The sequence below is a fragment of the Pseudonocardia acidicola genome (genome assembly GCF_012911935.1).
GTDB lineage: Bacteria > Actinomycetota > Actinomycetes > Mycobacteriales > Pseudonocardiaceae > Pseudonocardia > Pseudonocardia acidicola.
This window is the reverse complement of sequence record NZ_JAAXLA010000027.1, coordinates 63,337-79,899: the sequence shown is the minus strand read 5'-3', so window position 1 is coordinate 79,899 and position 16,563 is coordinate 63,337. Positions and strand designations below refer to the sequence as shown.

The 16,563-nt window shown below is 74.0% G+C and carries 15 protein-coding genes; 9 read left to right on the top strand and 6 right to left on the bottom strand.

Features of this window, described 5'->3' with window-relative positions; all coding sequences use genetic code 11:
- Positions 1 to 18: 18 nt before the first annotated feature.
- The gene (gene yczE, locus HF526_RS16215; RefSeq protein ID WP_338051517.1) at positions 19 to 654 is read left to right on the top strand and encodes a membrane protein YczE; all 636 of its coding nucleotides are present in this window, start codon (positions 19 to 21) and stop codon (positions 652 to 654) included.
- A gap of 31 nt (positions 655 to 685) precedes the next feature.
- A complete protein-coding gene (locus HF526_RS16210) occupies positions 686 to 1,876 on the top strand; it encodes a macrolide family glycosyltransferase (protein ID WP_169382276.1) in 1,191 nt (396 codons plus the stop codon).
- 22 nt (positions 1,877 to 1,898) lie between these two features.
- Here the strand turns inward: HF526_RS16210 and HF526_RS16205 are convergent, their stop codons facing one another.
- Together HF526_RS16205 and HF526_RS16200 are read right to left on the bottom strand one after the other, a co-directional pair.
- Positions 1,899 to 2,561: a VC0807 family protein gene (locus tag HF526_RS16205; protein WP_169382275.1), complete on the bottom strand. Its 663-nt coding sequence runs from the start codon at positions 2,559 to 2,561 to the stop codon at positions 1,899 to 1,901.
- 45 nt (positions 2,562 to 2,606) lie between these two features.
- Positions 2,607 to 3,974, bottom strand: coding sequence for a carotenoid oxygenase family protein (locus tag HF526_RS16200; protein WP_169382274.1), 1,368 nt, complete (start codon positions 3,972 to 3,974; stop codon positions 2,607 to 2,609).
- Positions 3,975 to 4,068: 94 nt separating this feature from the next.
- On the opposite strand from HF526_RS16200, the gene HF526_RS16195 reads away from it, so the two are divergent.
- Entirely contained in the window at positions 4,069 to 4,644 is a 576-nt protein-coding gene (locus HF526_RS16195; protein ID WP_169382273.1) for a PadR family transcriptional regulator, read from the top strand.
- Positions 4,645 to 4,648: 4 nt separating this feature from the next.
- Here HF526_RS16195 and HF526_RS16190 read toward each other — a convergent pair whose 3' ends face one another.
- Positions 4,649 to 5,917 (bottom strand): multidrug effflux MFS transporter, encoded by a 1,269-nt coding sequence (locus HF526_RS16190; protein ID WP_338051516.1) that lies wholly within the window; start codon positions 5,915 to 5,917, stop codon positions 4,649 to 4,651.
- Positions 5,918 to 6,043: 126 nt separating this feature from the next.
- On the opposite strand from HF526_RS16190, the gene HF526_RS16185 reads away from it, so the two are divergent.
- Genes HF526_RS16185 through HF526_RS16170 form a run of 4 tightly spaced genes read left to right on the top strand, consistent with a single transcriptional unit; the run spans position 6,044 to position 10,350 of the window.
- Complete coding sequence (locus HF526_RS16185) at positions 6,044 to 7,750, top strand: SDR family oxidoreductase (protein ID WP_169382271.1); 1,707 nt, start codon at positions 6,044 to 6,046, stop codon at positions 7,748 to 7,750.
- Entirely contained in the window at positions 7,750 to 8,637 is an 888-nt protein-coding gene (locus HF526_RS16180; protein ID WP_169382270.1) for a metal-dependent hydrolase, read from the top strand. Before HF526_RS16185 ends, HF526_RS16180 begins: the two co-directional genes overlap by 1 nt.
- A gap of 41 nt (positions 8,638 to 8,678) precedes the next feature.
- Positions 8,679 to 9,650 (top strand): PDR/VanB family oxidoreductase, encoded by a 972-nt coding sequence (locus HF526_RS16175; protein ID WP_169382287.1) that lies wholly within the window; start codon positions 8,679 to 8,681, stop codon positions 9,648 to 9,650.
- A gap of 7 nt (positions 9,651 to 9,657) precedes the next feature.
- A complete protein-coding gene (locus HF526_RS16170) occupies positions 9,658 to 10,350 on the top strand; it encodes a TetR/AcrR family transcriptional regulator (protein WP_338051514.1) in 693 nt (230 codons plus the stop codon).
- Here HF526_RS16170 and HF526_RS16165 read toward each other — a convergent pair.
- Positions 10,344 to 11,723: a type I glutamate--ammonia ligase gene (locus HF526_RS16165; RefSeq protein WP_169382269.1), complete on the bottom strand. Its 1,380-nt coding sequence runs from the start codon at positions 11,721 to 11,723 to the stop codon at positions 10,344 to 10,346. The two genes, HF526_RS16170 and HF526_RS16165, sit on opposite strands and share 7 nt — an antisense overlap.
- A gap of 146 nt (positions 11,724 to 11,869) precedes the next feature.
- Between HF526_RS16165 and HF526_RS16160 the strand changes: the two genes are divergently transcribed.
- The gene (locus HF526_RS16160; protein ID WP_169382268.1) at positions 11,870 to 12,877 is read left to right on the top strand and encodes an alanine racemase; all 1,008 of its coding nucleotides are present in this window, start codon (positions 11,870 to 11,872) and stop codon (positions 12,875 to 12,877) included.
- A 184-nt stretch (positions 12,878 to 13,061) separates the two neighbouring features.
- Positions 13,062 to 13,805: a hypothetical protein gene (locus HF526_RS16155; protein ID WP_169382267.1), complete on the top strand. Its 744-nt coding sequence runs from the start codon at positions 13,062 to 13,064 to the stop codon at positions 13,803 to 13,805.
- A gap of 7 nt (positions 13,806 to 13,812) precedes the next feature.
- Here HF526_RS16155 and HF526_RS16150 read toward each other — a convergent pair whose 3' ends face one another.
- Positions 13,813 to 16,116: an FdhF/YdeP family oxidoreductase gene (locus HF526_RS16150; protein WP_338051513.1), complete on the bottom strand. Its 2,304-nt coding sequence runs from the start codon at positions 16,114 to 16,116 to the stop codon at positions 13,813 to 13,815.
- 130 nt (positions 16,117 to 16,246) lie between these two features.
- Complete coding sequence (locus HF526_RS16145; RefSeq protein WP_211177298.1) at positions 16,247 to 16,522, bottom strand: helix-turn-helix domain-containing protein; 276 nt, start codon at positions 16,520 to 16,522, stop codon at positions 16,247 to 16,249.
- Between the last annotated feature and the right edge of the window lie 41 nt (positions 16,523 to 16,563).

The window sequence follows — 16,563 nt, the reverse complement described above, 5'->3', positions numbered from 1 at the left end:
TGTGTATAAGAGACAGGGGTGGTGGCCACCGTCGATCTGCGTTCGCTCCCCGTCCGGCACGCACCCGTCCGGCGCCTCGTCCAGCTGTTCGCCGGGCTGGCGTTGTACGGCACCAGCATGGCGATGCAGGTCCGCGGCACCCTCGGGCTCAACCCATGGGACGTGCTGCACGACGGCCTGACCCGGAACATCCCGCTCAGCTTCGGTGCGATCACCGCGGTGGTCGGCGCCTTCGTGCTGTTGCTGTGGATCCCGCTGCGCCAGCGGCCCGGTCTCGGCACCGTCGCCAACGTCGTGGTCATCGCGTTCGCGGTCGACGCCGCGCTCGCCCTGCTGCCGGCACCGGCGGGGGTCGCCGGGAGGATCGGGCTGATGGTCGGCGGCGTGGTGCTCAACGGCGTCGCGTCGGCCGCCTACATCGGGGCCCGGCTCGGCCCCGGACCGCGCGACGGGCTGATGACGGGCCTGGCCGCCCGCACCGGGCGGTCGTTGCGGCTGGTCCGCACCGGGATCGAGCTGACCGTGCTGAGCTGCGGCTGGCTGCTCGGCGGCACGGTCGGTGCCGGCACCGTGCTCTACGCGCTGGCCATCGGCCCGCTCACCCAGGCGTTCCTGCCGTTCCTGGTGGTCAGGGAAAGGCCGGTCGCCCCTTGACCCCGTCACCACGCCGGGCACGCTGACCTGAATGGATCGGCACCTCGCCTTCGTCAACGTGCCCGGCCACGGCCACGTCAACCCGACGCTGCCGGTGGTGGCGGAGCTCGTGCGCCGCGGCTGGCGCGTCAGCTACGCCACCCACGAGCGGTTCACCCGGGCCGTCGAGGATGCCGGCGCGACGCTGATCCCGACGCAGACCGACATGCCGGTGCCGCCCCGGCTCACCGACTTCGACCCGGACCGCTTCGCCGGGCTGCTCGAGCAGTTCGTCAGCGACGCCCGCGTCGACGTGCCGCGGCTGGAGGCGCATTTCCGGCAGGATCCGCCGCAGGCGGTCTGCTACGGCCGGATGAGCCTCACCGGACGGGTCCTGGCCGGCCGGCTGGGCCTGGCCGACGTCGCGCTCGTGCCCGTCCTGGCGAGCAACGAGCAGTTCTCGCCGTTCGGCGGCTTCGCCTCGTCGATCTTCGGACCGGACCAGCCGGCACTGCGGCGGGCCCGGCAGGCGATGCAGGACTTCGCCGCCGAACAGGGCCTCGGCCCGCAGGCGCACCCGATGACGGGCCCGCCCGCGTCGCTGAACATCGTGTTCGTACCGCGCGAGTTCCAGCCCGCCGCGGACACCTTCGACGAGCGGTTCCGCTTCGTCGGCCCCGCCCCGGGCCGTCGCGAGGACGACCCCGGCTGGCGACCGCCCCCGGGTGGCGCGCCGGTGCTGTTCATCTCGCTCGGGACGGCGTTCAACAATCGTCCCGACTTCTTCCGGATGTGCCTGGACGCGTTCGGCGACGGCCCGTGGCAGGTGGCGATGGCCGTCGGCGAGCGGGTCGATCCCGGTGAGCTCGGGCCGGTACCGCCCAACGTCGAGGTGCGTCCGTACTTCCCGCAGCCCACCGTGCTGCGCCACGCCGGTGCGTTCGTCTCCCACGCAGGCATGAACTCGACGATGGAGTCGCTGTACTACGCCGTGCCGCTGGTGACCGCGCCGCAGATGCCCGAGCAGGAGGCCAACGCCCGCCGGGTGGAGGAGCTCGGGCTCGGCCGCCGGCTCGTCCCGGACGACCTCACCCCGCAGCGGCTGCGCGCGGCGGTCGACGAGGTCGCGGCCGACGAGCGGATCCGCGCCAACCTCGCCGCGATGCGCACGAGCATCCGCGAGGCCGGCGGGGCCGTCGCCGCCGCGGACGCGATCGAGGAGCGGCTGGCAGCCGACCCCTGACCGGCTCCGCGGCGGCACCGGCTCACGCGGCCCGGGGCCTGGCCTGGCGCTCGGCCCACCTCGTGTACCAGCCGGTCCAGGCGATCAGCCCGGCGAACGCGGCGATCATCAGCGCGGTGGACAGCCCGACCATGACGTCGATCGGCAGCAGGTAGATCAGCGGGATCCGCACGACGGCCTCGGTGAGCAGCCCGGCACCCCACACCGTCGAGGCGAGCAGATGGCCATGACGGAACTCGGGGACCGTCCGGAACCTCGTCGTCAGCTCCGCTGCCTCGGCCGGCTGCCACACCGTCATGGCGGCCAGGGTCAGCGGGCGGCCCAGCGCGGCGGTGACCAGGAAGGTGATCCCCACCGCGCCCGTCGTGATCGAGTCCTTGAGCAGCAGGAACCGGGCGTCACCGCTGAGGAACGCCATGGCCAGGCCGAGCCCGAACACCACCAGCATCAGCGTGGCGAACAGGTTCGCGCTGCGGCTGCGGACGGCCACCCACACGATCCGCACGCCGGCGACCAGCGTGGCCGCGAGCAGCGCCACCCAGTCGCTCGCGCCCAGCAGGTGCAGCGCGTAGTAGGTGACCAGCGGCAGACCGACGTCCCACGCCAGCCCGCGCACCAGGGTGAGCAGGCGCGGCCGCGAGGCGCCGGTGGCGGCCCCCGCATCGGTGGTGGTGTCCGGGGTCATCGTGTCCGCCTTTCGCTGCAGTCCGTCGCTGTCCGGGGTGTCCACCTAGAGGCCCATCTCGGCGTCGTCGATCCAGGAACCGTGGAAGCCGGACGGCACCCCGCGCGGCAGGGCCACCGCGGCGACCGGCGCTCCGCCCACGTCGGTCGCGTCCAGCACCAGTAGTTGCGAGGCACTGCCGTCGCGCCGGGTGGTGATCGTGAGCAGCCAGCCGTCGTCCTCGGCGCGGCCGGGGGCGTCGGCGGGCACGAAGACGGCCTCGCCCGCGACGGTGTCGGCGCCGAGGGAGTGCTCGACCGCGGTGCCGTGTTCGGTGTCGAACTTGACGATCGCGGCGGCCGATCGGGAGTCGGCCACGGCGTAGCGATAACGGCTGACCCGGCCGACGCGGTCGCCGTCGAGGGTCGGGAACTCGACGCCCCGGTCGTCCAGCGGCTGTTCGCCGACCGCGCCGGTCGCCGGGTCCAGGACCCAGCGGTGCATCCGGGCCGCGCCGCCGGCCGCGGCGGCCGCCATCCGGTCGGTGGCGGCGCGGCCGATCGAGGCCCACATGACGCGGGTGTCGGCCGGCGAGTACCGCGCGCCGTCGACCACGATCCGGCCCTCGGCGTCCTCATGGGCGTTGCCCACGTGGAAGACGTAGCAGGGGTCGACGTCGAACCAGCGCACGACGCCGGGCCGGTCGAGTGCCATGACACCGAGCCGGGCGCCGTACTGCTCGTCCCAGCCGAACGGCATCCCGGTCCCGAGCAGGTCCAGCTGGAACGTCATCGGCAGGTCCAGGAACACGGCGTGGTGGGCGGTGATCGCGAAGTCGTGCGCCATCGTCGGGCCGGGAACCTCGATCTCGGTGCTCTGCACGAGCTCACCGCCGGCGGAGAGCCGATGGTAGGTGAGGTAGGGCGGGAGCACGCCGTAACCGAAGAAGTGCAGCTCGCCGGTGACCGGGTCGCACTTGGGGTGCGCGGTCATGGCGGTGGTGAGCCGGCCGTCGAAGTCGATCGGCCCGACGGTCTCCAGCTCCGGGGTCATCAGGCACGGAAAGCTGCTCTCCACCAGCGCCAGGATGCGTCCGGCGTGGGCGAGCACGTGGGTGTTCGCCGTGCCGACGGTGCGGTCGAACGTCCCGTCGGGCCCGACCATGCTGCGCCCGGCCAGAGCGCCGGTGCGGACCCAGCGATTGCGGTACCACTCGGCACGGCCCTCGCGCAGCCGCACGCCGTGCACCATGCCGTGCCCGGTGAACCAGTGCGACGGGGGATCGCCGGGCAGCGGGTTGGGGCCGTTGCGCAGGTAGCGGCCGTTGAGCTCGGCCGGCAGCGCGCCCGTCACGGGCAGGTCGATCGCGTCGATCTCGTCGGGGACCGGGGCGAGGTGCCCGGCGAGGTGCAGCGGGGCGGTGGAAGCGCTCATCGGGATCTCCTCGTGGGTGATGCCGAGAGCGTGCTCCATCTGACTTCAACATGTCAATAGCGACATGTCGATCCTGGACGGTAGGGTGCGGGTCATGTCGCTGTCGCACGCGCTGCTGGGACTGCTCGCCGTCGAGCCGGCCAGTGGCTACGAGCTGACCAAGGTCTTCGAGGCCGACCTCGGCCGCTACGCCTGGCAGGCCGGGCACACGAGCATCTATCCGGAGCTGAACCGGCTGGCCGAGCGCGGCCTGGCGGAGGTCGTCCACTCCGGTGCCCGCGGCAGCCGCACCTATGCGATCACCGCCGCCGGCCGCGAGGAACTGCGCTCGTGGCTGCTCGCGCCGCCGCGCCGGGGCGCGAAAGTGCGCAACGAGCAGGTGCTGCGGATGTTCCTGCTCTCCGCGCTCGAGCCCGCGGACGCGCGCGTCGTGCTGCGGCGCATCGCCGAGAACACGGCGCACGAGGCGGCCGAGCTACGGCGGATCCGGGAGGAGCACGGGTCGGTCCAGGTCGGCCGGGCCGGTTTCGGGCAGCTCGCCGCGGAGTTCGGGCTGCGTCAGTACGACGCGGTGCACGACTGGGCGGTGTGGGCGATCGACCAGCTCGACGCGGCGGAACAGGTGGCAGAGCGGGCGGCGGAGACCGGCGCCGCCGAGGCGTCGGCCTGAGGCCTCAGTGCGCGGTGGCCGCCGCCGCGGTCCGGTCCTCGTCGAGGTCCTCGAGCTGCCAGGGGCGCACCACGACGACCAGCACGACCAGTGCCAGCAGCATCGCGCAGGCCACCACGGCGCCCATCGCGACGGCGTCGTTGCCGAGCACGCCGACCATCGGTGAGATGGCCGCACCCACCCCGAACTGCACCGCACCGAGCAGCGCGGCAGCGGTGCCGGCAGCCTCGCCGTGGCGGGACAGCGCGAGCGCAGGTGCGTTGGGCAGGGCGAGCCCCGCTGCGAACAGCACCGCCCACAGCGGGACGAGCAGGCCGGCCAGGCCGCTGGGCTCGGTCGAGGCGATCGCGAACAGCGCGATCCCGGCCAGGGTTCCGGCGCTCACCGCGGCGACCAGGATCTGCCGCGGCTCGAACCGGCGCAGCAGGACGGGGTTCAGCTGGGTGGCGGCGATCAGCCACACGGCGCCGGCGCCGAAGGTCAGCCCGAACTCCTGCTGGTCGAGGCCGAACTGCTCCTGGAACACGAACGAGGAGCCGGAGACGTAGCCGAACAGCGCGGCCATGGCCAGCCCGGCGACGAGCACGAGCCCGACGAACGTACGGTCGCGCAGCAGGCCGCGGTAGGTGCGCAGGGTGTTCCGGGCGCCGGCGGGGCGACGGCGCTGCGGCGGTAGCGTCTCGCGCAGACCCCACGCGGTGACCGGGAGGAGGGCCAGACCGTACAGCGCGAGCGCGGCGAAGACCCCGCGCCAGTCGGTCAGTCGCAGCAGTTCCCCGCCGATCGTCGGTGCGAGTACCGGCGCCGCGCCCATGACCAGGATCAGCCGGGACAGCAGGGTGGCTGCGGCCCGGCCGGTGAACAGGTCGCGGACGATCGCCATCGCGACGACGGCCCCGGCCGCGGCGCCCACGCCCTGCAGCACGCGCAACCCGCCGAGCACGGCGACGTTCGGCGCGATGATGATCAGTGCCGACGCCAGCACGTGGATCGCGGTCCCGATCAGCAGCGGACGCCGCCGGCCGACCGCGTCGGACAGCGGGCCGACGATCAGCTGGCCGAGGGCGAGGCCGACCAGCGTCCCGGTGAGGGTCAGCTGGATCGTCGACGAGGTGGTCAGCAGGTCGGCGGTGATGCTCGGCAGCGCCGGCAGGTACATGTCGATGGTCAGCGGGCCCAGGGCGATCAGTGCGCCCAGGATCAGGGTCAGTCGCAGTCGGTGCCTCCGGCCAGGTACCGCCTCCGGCTCGGTCGTGCGGTCCTGCGTCGTCACGTGTCGGCCTCCCCCTCGTCGCCCGGCCCGGGAGGTGCAACACGCCGGTTCGGGCGATGTTTCCCCTTTCGAGCGGATGTGAGGCCGGACACCCGCCACTGTTGACACGTTTTCTAACATGACGGTATGTCTCACACGTCGTCGACGACGGTCACCACCCCCGACGGTCTCCGGCTCGCCGTGCAGGAGCACGGTGACCCGGCCGCGCCCACCGTCGTCGCGGTGCACGGATACCCCGACGACCACACGGTGTGGGACGGCGTCGTCGCCGCGCTGCGCGACACCCACCACGTCGTCACCTACGACGTCCGCGGTGCCGGCGCCTCCGACGCGCCGCGCAACCGGGCCGGCTACCACGTCGACCGGCTCGCCGACGACCTCGCCGCGGTCCTCGACGCGGTCGGCCCGGACCGCCCGGTGCACCTGCTCGCGCACGACTGGGGCGCCATCCAGACCTGGCACGCGGTCACCGACCCCCGGCTGCGCCGGCGCGTCGCGTCCTACACGTCGATCTCCGGGCCGTGCCTGGACCACGTCGGCGCCTGGCTGCGGGGCCGCGGCGAGGTGCGCGCCAAGCTGCGCCAGTCGCTGGCGTCCTGGTACATCGGGTTCTTCCGTACGCCGGTGCTGCCCGAGCTGGCGTGGCGGTCGGGGCTGTTCGGCCGGGTGCTCGCCCGGCTGGCGGGCATCCCGCGCCCCGCGGTGTCCGACGGCGTTCGCGGGCTCGAGCTCTACCGGTGCAACATCGCGGCCCGGCTGGCGAACCCGGAGGTCCGCCGCACGGACGTCCCGGTGCAGGTCCTCGCGCCGACCGGGGACTCCTACGTGACCACGCCGATGCAGACCCGGATCGAGCCCTTCGTCGACGACCTGCGGATCCGCCGGCTCCCGGCCGGGCACTGGGTGCCGCGCACCCACCCCGAGATCGTCGCCCGCTGCGTGCGGGAGCTCGTGGCGCACGTCGAGGGCGGCCCCGAGGCCCCGTCGCTGCGCCGGGCCCGGGTGGGCAACGGGCGCTGGACCGACCGGCTCGTCGTCGTCACCGGGGCGGGCAGCGGCATCGGCCGGGCCACCGCGCTGGCGTTCGCCGGCCGGGGCGCCGAGGTGGTCGTCGCCGACCGCGACCTCGACAGCGCGCGGCAGACCGCCGAACTCGCCGAGCGGCTCGGCGCCCGCGCGAGCGCCCGCCAGGTCGACGTGTCCGACGGCGAGGCGATGGACGCCTTCGCCAAGCAGGTCGCCGCCGAGCACGGCGTGCCCGACGTGGTGGTCAACAACGCCGGCATCGGGATGGCCGGCCCGTTCGCCGACACCACCGTCGCCGACTGGCAGAAGATCATCGACGTCAACCTGTGGGGCGTCATCCACGGCTGCCGGCTGTTCGGCGCGCAGCTGCGCGAGCACGGCGAGGGCGGGCACATCGTCAACGTCGCGTCCGCCGCGGCCTACCTGCCGCAGCGCACGCTGTCGGCCTACGCCACCACCAAGTCGGCCGTGCTCACCCTGTCGGAGTGCCTGCGCGCGGAACTCGCCGACCACGGCATCGGGGTCACCGCGCTGTGCCCCGGGTTCGTGCACACCAACATCACGGCCACCACCCGGTTCGTCGGGGTCGACGCCGCGACCGAGCACCACCGGCAGCAGGCCACCACGGCGCTGTACAAGAAGCGCAACTACACCCCGGAGCGGGTCGCGGCCGAGGTGGTGCGGGCCGTCGAACGCGACGTGGCCCTCGCCCCGGTGACGCCGGAGGCCCACCTGGGGCTGCTCGCGTCCCGGCTCACCCCGGGGCTGCTGCGGGCGATGGCGCGCCGCGAGATCGGACCGCGCTGATGAGCACCGAGCAGCCGGCCGCCGATCCCCGGCGCGTCGCCCTGCACGCCCGCGACGTGCAGTTCGACTGGTCCGGGCTGCCCGTGCACTGGATCCCCGGCGAGCCCTTCGCCACCCACGTGCTCGACGTGCTGCACCTGCTGCTGCCCGAGGGGGAGCGCTGGTTCGTCCGGCTGTTCTCCGAAGCGCTGCCGCTGATCCGCGACCCCCGGCTGGCCGAGGACGTACGCGGGTTCATCGGTCAGGAGGCGATGCACGCCGCGTCGCACCAGGGGGTGCTCGACCACTTCGCCGCCCGGGGGCTGGACACGAGCCCGTACGTCGATCAGGTCGAGTGGATGTTCCGCCGGGCCCTCGACGACCGCGGGCTCACCGGCCGGCGCGCCCAGGAGTGGCTGGTGGAGCGGATCGCGCTGACCGCCGCGGTCGAGCACATCACCGCGTACCTGGGCCAGTGGGTGCTCGACGCCCGCGCGCTCGACGCCGCCGGCACGCACCCGACGATGCTCGACCTGCTGCGCTGGCACGGCGCCGAGGAGGTCGAGCACCGCGCGGTGGCCCACGACCTGTTCGCCCACCTCGACGGCCGCTACCTGCGGCGGGTCCGGGCGATGCTGCCGGCCGCGCCGATCCTGTTCGGGCTCTGGGTGCGCGGGGTGCGGTTCCTGCTCGCCCGCGACCCGGTGCCCGGCACGCCCCGGTGGCGGGACTGGGTGCGCGCCGGGCGCCGCGGGCTGGTCCCCGGCATCGGCGGGCTGGCGCGCGCGCTGCTGACCTATCTGCGGCCGGGCTACCACCCGTCGCAGTACGGGTCGACCGGCGCGGCCGTCACCTACCTGGCGACCTCGCCGGCCGCCCGGACCGCCGACGCGCGAGCCGCAGGGTGAACGGGTCACGTGACGCGGACGGGGTCCGCCCGGACCCGCTGATGCGCCGCATCAACGCGGTGGTCGCGCTCTCCGCGCGGCTGGCCCAGCGCAGCGGCCGGCGCCGGCCGCCGATCGCGGCGGTGGACCGCGACCTCCCGCTCGTCGTCGCCGAGGTGCGCCGCGAGGCCCCCGACGTGGTCGGGCTGCGGCTCAGCCGGGCCGGCGGGGGCGTCCTGCCGGGGTGGCATCCCGGCGCGCACCTGGACCTGGTGCTGCCGTCGGGGCGGGTGCGGCAGTACTCGCTGTGTGGCGACCCCGCCGATCGAACCGCCTACCGGATCGCGGTGCGGCGCATCGTCGACGGCGCGGGCGGCTCCCGCGAGGTGCACGACCTGCGTCCCGGGGCCGCGCTCACCGCCCGCGGCCCACGGAACGCGTTTCCGTTGGTCACCGCGTCGGCGTACCTGTTCCTGGCCGGTGGTATCGGGATCACCCCGATCGTCCCGATGGTCCGCGCGGCGGCCGCTCGCGGCGCGGACTGGCGGCTGGTGCACGCCGGCCGCACCCGGGAGTCGCTGCCGTTGAGCTCCGGCCTCGACCTGGCCCGGGTCCGGCTGCGCCCCGACGACGAGCACGCCGGCCCGCCGACCGCCGCCGAACTGCTTGACGGGCTGCCCGCCGGCGCCGCGGTGTACTGCTGCGGCCCACCCCCGATGATCGATGCGGTGCGCCGCGGGCTGCCGGCGGGCGTGCCGTTGCACGCCGAGCGGTTCTCCGCGCCCCCGGTCGCCGGCGGCCGCCCCTTCACCGTCGAGTTGGCCCGCCGCGGGATCCGCGTCGACGTCCCGGCCGACCGGTCGGCGCTGGCCGCGGTACACGAGGTCGTGCCCGACGTCGCGTTTTCCTGCCGGCAGGGGTTCTGCGGCACCTGCCACGTCCGGGTTCTGGCCGGCGAGGTGCCGGGACCGCCCGGTGAGATGGCGCTGTGTGTCGGGCGTGCCGCGGGCGATCGGGTGGTCGTGGACCTCTAGTGCGACGATGAGCGTTCAGCCAGACCCGACGAGAGGGCCGCTGATGCCACCCCGCCCCGCCGTCGCGCCGGCCCCGGCCGGTGAGCCGCGCGCGCCGCGGCGCATGACCCCGCAGCGGCGCCGCGAGCACCTCATCCGGACCGCCCTGGAGCTGTACGGCAGGCTCCCGCCCGACCAGCTGTCGGCCGACGACGTCGCCCGCGCCGCCGACGTCTCCCGCGCGTTGTTCTACCGCTACTTCGGCAACGTCGCCGAGCTGCACGTCGCCGCGCTCGGAACCGTGGTCGACGAGCTGATCAGCCGGATCGCGCTGCCGGCCGACGGCACCCTGGTCGATCAGCTGCGGGCCGCGCTCGGCGAGTTCCTGTCCGTCGTCGAGCGGCACGCCAACGCCTACGTGGCCCTGCTGCGCAGCGGCTCGGTGATCTCCACGAGCGAGACCGACGCGCTGGTCGACGGCGTGCGCGACCACATCGTGGCGATGATCGTCGAGCGGATGGGCGTGGCCGCGCCGTCCCCGCTGCTGCTGCTGACCATCCGCAGCTGGGTCTCCGTGGTCGAGGGCGCGAGCCTGAGCTGGCTGCAGGAGCGCGAGTTGCCCCGGGAGCGGCTGGAGGCCTGGCTGGTCGATCAACTGCTCGCGATGCTGCTGACCACCGCCGAGCACGACGACACCATCGCCCCGATCCGGGCTCAGTAGCGCCAGCGCAACCCGGCCAGCACGTCGTCGGTTTCGCGGTCGACGGCGGCCTCGGCGTCCGAGCGGCGCACGGCGAGGAACGCCCCGAGCAGCTCCTTGCCGAGCACCTCGGCGATCCGCAGGTTGCCCGTCAGCGCCGCCTCCTGCTCGGAGGGGGTCTTGGGCAGCGCGGCGATCCCGCGCTCGGCGCGGTCGGCCTCCGACCAGGTGCCGGGATCGGTCTGCACGGGCGGCCCGAGGGGGAGCTTCTCGGCCACGCCGGCGGCTCCCGCGGCGAGCAGCGCCGCCAGCGCCAGGTACGGGTTGGCCGAGGCGTCGGAGGTCTTGAGCTCCACGTTGGCGTGGTCGGCGCCCAGCAGCGCGGAACCGGGCACGTACCGCAGCGGCGCCTCCCGGTTCTCCACCCCCCAGAATCGGTAGGCGCCCGCGAAGTACCCCGGCCGCAGCCGGGCCAGCGACCCGAGGCTGGGTGCGGTGACCGCGGCGACCGCGGGCAGGTCGCGCAGCAGCCCGGCGATGTAGGCGGCGCCCTCGGGGCCCGGGCCCTGCGGCCCGCCGGCGAGCAGGTTCGACCCGTCCCGCCACAGCGAGGTGTGCAGGTGCCAGCCGTTGCCGGCCGAGGAGGTGGACGGCAGCGGGGCGAAGCTGAGCCGCAGCCCGTGCACGTGGGCGGCGGCCCGCAGTGTCTGGCGGGCGAGCAGCTGGTTGTCCGCGGCGGTCAGCGGGTCGGTCGCGGTGAGCGAGAGCTCGACCTGCGCCGGGCCGTACTCGGCGTGCAGCTGCCCGATGTGCAGCCCGTTCGCGGCGAAGTCGCGCAGTACCGACTCCACGAACCCGTCGATCTCGGTGAGTGCCGCGGGGCTGTAGGCGGGGCCGTGGTGCGCCGGGATCAACTCGCCGTCCTCGGTGTCGCGGTAGACGCCGAACTCCAGCTCGTAGCCGATCAGGGCGGACAGGCCGGCGTCGGCCAGCCGCGCGAGCTGGCGGATCAGCACGCTGCGCTGGTCGTAGGGCCAGGGCTCGCCGTCGGCGTCGACCTGACGACCGGGTGCCCAGGCCAGCGCGGGCTGTCCGGCGAGGCGGACCAGCCCGTCGAGCTCGGCCACCAGCCGGATGTCACCGGACGGGGTGGCCAGTCCCTCGTACGCGTAGGTGATCGTGTCGGCGCTGTCGAACACCGCGAACAACGAGGTCACCCCGATGCCGGTGGTGGCCGCGTCGGGCAGCGCGGCGATCGGCACCGTCCGCGACCGCGGGATCCCGTTGTTGTCCGCCCAGCCGACCGTCACCCCGGCGACGCCGGCGGCGGCCAGCTCCCGGGCCTGCACCTCCGCCCGGGCTCGCAGGTCCCGCGGGTCGGCTGCGGTCGCCATGCCATCCTCCCGGTGCAGCTCGCAGTGCGGCGCCCAGAATGGGCGCGATCGCGCGGCCGGTCCAGGGCCCGCCGTGGGCGGCGGAACGTCCTCGGCCGGGTGGTCTCCCGTGGCGTCGGCCGGGCGGCGTCATTACCGTTCGACGGATGCAGGTCGACGAGCTGCCGACGCCCGCGCTGCTGGTCGAGCGCAGCGCGTTGCGTGCGAACCTCGACACGATGTCCGCGGCGCTGCCCGGTGAGCGGCTGCGGCCGCACGTCAAGGCGCACAAGTGCACGTCGCTGGCCCGCTGGCAGCGCGACAACGGCCACCCCGGTTTCACCTGCGCGACGATCCGCGAGGCCGAGGCGCTGGCCGCGGCCGGGCTCGGCGGCGACCTGCTGCTGGCCAACGAGGTGCTGGACGCGAGCCGGCTGGGCAGGCTCGTCGCCGGCGGCGCCAGGGTGACCGTCGCGGTGGACTCGCGGGAGACGATCGCGGCCGCGGTCACCGGGGGCGTCCGTGAGGTGCTGATCGACGTCGACGTCGGGCTGCCGCGGTGCGGCTGCCCGCCGGAGAAGGCCGGTGAGCTGGCCGACCTGGCCCGGCGCAGCGGCCTGGAGGTCCGCGGCGTGATGGGGTACGAGGGGCACCTCATGCTCGTCCAGCCCGCGGAGGACCGGGCCCGGATGACCCGGGAGGCGATGGCGCTGCTGACCGGCGCCGCGGCCCGGGTCGGCGGGGACGTGATCAGCGCCGGCGGCACCGGCACCTACCGCGACAACACCTGGGCCACCGAGATCCAGGCCGGCTCGTACGCGCTGATGGACACCGCCTACACCGCGCTCGGGCACCCGTTCGAGCAGGCGGTGTGGCTGCTCGGCACGGTGATCTCGATGTCCCCCGGCGACAACGGTGGGCATGCGGTGGTCGACGTCGGGCTCAAGGCCCTCGGCATGGACCACGGCCCGCCCACCATCCCCGGCGCGCAGGTCTGGTTCTGCTCCGACGAGCACACGACCTTCGCCCCCGGCGAGCTGGGTCTGCGGGTCGGGGACCGGATCCGGCTTGCGCCTGCGCACGTCGACCCCACCGTCGTGCTGCACGAGGCGATCTACCTGGTCGACGGGGACCGCGTCGCCGAGCGCTGGCCGGTGGACATGCGGGGCTGGTGACGGGGTGCTGACGGCCGCTGAGCGAGCGCCCGCCGAGGCGGTAGGCCGGTTGGCGGTATTGCGCGAGACCCGGACCTGAGAGAACACTGCCGCGTTCACCGGGCGATAACCCGATCGTGGTTACCGTCGAGCCCGGTGCCGCACGGCGACGCCGAAGTGCAGGACGGGTGGTAGGAGGGCCGGCATGCTTCCCGGATACGGACCCGATTTCGGCGAGCACCACCACTACCACCACCACCACTGGGGGCCGGGCCCCGGGCCCGGCTGGCACGATCTGTTCCAGTGGATGCCGCTGCTGCCCGGGGTGCTGGTGACGCTGCTGGTCGTCTGGGCGCTGGTGCGGGCGAGCGGGTTCGCTCCGTCGAGCACGGGCGCCGGCGCCCGTTCGGCCCCGCACCCGGCAGCGGCGGACTCGGCCCGGGAGCGCTGGCATGACGCGGTGCGCCGGCAGGCGGTGACCGCCCGGGAGTTCGCGGCGTACGAGTGCGACCCCGGTGCGGTGCTACGCCGGCCCGAGCTGGCCGACGTCGCCCAGCCTGCGACGGCCCGGTTCGTCGACGCGTTCGCCGAGGCGAGTGCCCTGGCCACCGAGGAGTGGCCCGGCGAGACACACGCGGACGGGTTCGTGCGGGCCGCCGAGCGGGCCGAACGGGCCTGGCAGGCCGCGGTGCAGGCCGCCGAGCGGATCCGCGCCGCGCGGTTCGCGCCGGGGGAGCGGGCCCTGCTCGACCAGGTCCTCAAGCTGCTCGCGGTCGCCGGGGACAGCCCCCACGAAGAGGAGCGGCGCACCGCCTACCAGCGGGCCCGCCGCCGGCTGGCCGAGCTCGAGCGGCGCACCGGGTGGACGCTGCCCCGGCCGGCCGCGAACGTGCTCGAGCACCGCGCGCGCGGCATGCTGCCGCCCGCGACCCCCGCCTCCGCCGCGTAGCGCGGGATCAGTCCCGGGACTGCCCGGCCCGCTCCAGCCGCACGATGACCCACTTCGAGGTCGGGGTGTTGCTCTGCAGGGCGACCGAGTCCAGCGGGACGAGCGGGTTCGTCTCCGGGTAGTACGCGGCCACGCATCCCTTGGGCGTGGAGTAGGTGACGAGCCGGAAGTCGTTCGCCCGGCGGACGACACCGTCGGACCACTCGCCGACCAGGTCGACCATGTCGCCGTCGGCGAAGCCCAGCTCGGCCAGGTCGGCCGAGTTGATGAACACCACCCGGCGCCCGGAGTGGATGCCGCGGTAGCGGTCGTCCAGGCCGTAGATCGTGGTGTTGAACTGGTCGTGGCTGCGGATGGTCTGCAGCACGAGCTTGCCCGCCGGCACCCGCACGGCGGCCAGCGGGCTGACCGAGAACACGGCCTTGCCGGCCGTGGTCGGGAAGCTGCGGGAGTCGCGCGGCGGGTGCGGCAGTGTGAAGCCGCCTCGCTTCTTGATCTTCTCGGCGTAGCCCTCGGCGCCCGGGACGACCCGGCCGATGCGCTCGCGGATCTCGTCGTAGTCCTTGGCGAAGGCGTGCCACGGGATTCCGTACCGGTCGCCCAGGGTGGCCCGGGCGACGCCGCAGATGATGTCGACCTCGGAGCGCAGCAGCTCGCCGGCCGGCTTGTTGCGCCCGCGCGAGGCGTGCACGGCCGACATCGAGTCCTCGACGGTGACCCGCTGCTCGGTGCCGCCGGTGAGGTCGCGCTCGGTGCGGCCCAGGGTGGGCAGGATCAGCGCGGTCTTCCCGCACACCACGTGCGAGCGGTTCAGCTTGGTCGAGACCTGCACGGTCAGCTCGGCCGAGCGCAGCGCGGCCTCGGTGAGCTCGGTGTCGGACATGGCGGCGACGAAGTTGCCGCCCATGCCGATGAACACCTTGGCCTTGCCGTCGCGCAGCCCGCGGACGGCGGCGACGGCGTCCATGCCGTGTTCCCGGGGCGGCTCGAAGCCGAACTCTGCGCCCAGGGCGTCGAGGAAGGAGTCGGGGGAGCGCTCCCAGATCCCCATCGTGCGGTCGCCCTGCACGTTGGAGTGCCCGCGCACCGGGCACAGCCCCGCGCCCGGCTTACCGATCATGCCCTGGAGCAGCGCGACGTTGACGAACTCCTTGATCGTCGCGACCGCGTTGTGGTGCTGGGTGATGCCCATGGCCCAGCAGTTCACGATCCGCTTCGCGTCGGCGAACATCTGCGCGGCGGTCTCGATCTCCGGGCGGGTCAGGCCGGTCGCGGCCAGCACCTCGTCCCAGTCGAGGTCGCGGACGTGCGCGGCGTAGGCCTCGTAGCCCACCGTGTGCTGGTCGATGAACTCCCGGTCGACGACGCTGCCCGGCCGCTCCTCCTCGGCCTTGAGCAACAGGTGCCCGATGGCCTGGAACAGCGCCAGGTCGCCGCCCGAGCGGATCTGCAGGAAGCAGTCGGCGAGTTCGGTGCCCCGGCCGGCCAGCCCGAGCGGCTTCTGCGGGTTGTCGAACCGGAGCAGCCCCGCCTCGCGCAGCGGGTTGATCGCGAGGATCTTCGCGCCGTTGTGCTTGGCGATCTCCAGCGCCGACAGCATCCGCGGGTGGTTGGTGCCCGGGTTCTGCCCGGAGACGACGATCAGGTCGGCCTTGTGGATGTCGGCGAGCGAGACCGAGCCCTTTCCGATGCCGATCGTCTCCGCGAGGCCCACCGAGGTCGACTCGTGGCACATGTTGGAGCAGTCCGGCAGGTTGTTCGTGCCGAAGGCGCGGGCGAAGAGCTGGTAGAGGAACGCGGCCTCGTTGGAGGTGCGGCCCGAGGTGTAGAACAGCGCCTCGTCCGGGCTCGTCAGCGCGTTGAGGTGCTCACCGACCAGGGTGAACGCGTCGTCCCAGCTGATCGGCTCGTAGTGCTCGGCGCCCTCGCGGCGGACCATCGGGTGGGTCAGCCGGCCCCGCTTGCCCAGCCAGTACTCGGTGCGGTTCGCCAGGTCGGAGAGGCTGTGCTCGGCGAAGAACTCGGGGCCGACGCGCTCCTTGGTGCCCTCCTCGGAGACGGCCTTGGCCCCGTTCTCGCAGAACTCGGCCGTGTGCCGCTCGCCCGGCGCCGGGTCGGGCCAGGCGCAGCTCATGCAGTCGAAGCCGTCGACCTGGTTGAGTCGCAGCAGGCTCGACGCGGTGCGCGCGGGCCCCATCTGCTGCAGCGCCATCTTCATGCTGACCGCGACGGCGGGCAGCCCGGCGGCGGCGGTCTTCGGCGGGGTGACCACCAGATCGGGCTCGGCCGTGTCGTGGGCTTGCGTGGTCACGGAACCTCCGGGCGGGACGGGTACGGCGCGCGCGTCGTCGAAACGATCACGCGGGGGTGAGTTTAGGGAGTCCGTCCGGGGGATTGCGCCCCCGACCGGTCCAGGTGTGATGGAGCAGTCGTTCGGCCCTTCAGGCGGCCGGAGCGGGCCGGCCGGGCGTAGCGTCCGGCCCGGTGGCCGCGACGAGCACGTCCAGTGACAGGCCGAGGGCGCCGGCCAGCGCGGACACGGTGAAGAACGCCGGCGTGGGGATGCGACCGGTCTCGATCTTGCGCAGGGTCTCGGCGGAGATGCCGGCGGCGCCGGCCACGTCGATGAGGCTGCGGTCGGCGCGGGCCTCGCGCAGCAGGCGGCCCAGTCGCTCACCACGTTCGCGGTCGGCTGGGGTCAGCGGCACGCGCACCATGACCGTGATAGTAATACCGGTATTGTTATCGCGGTACGAAA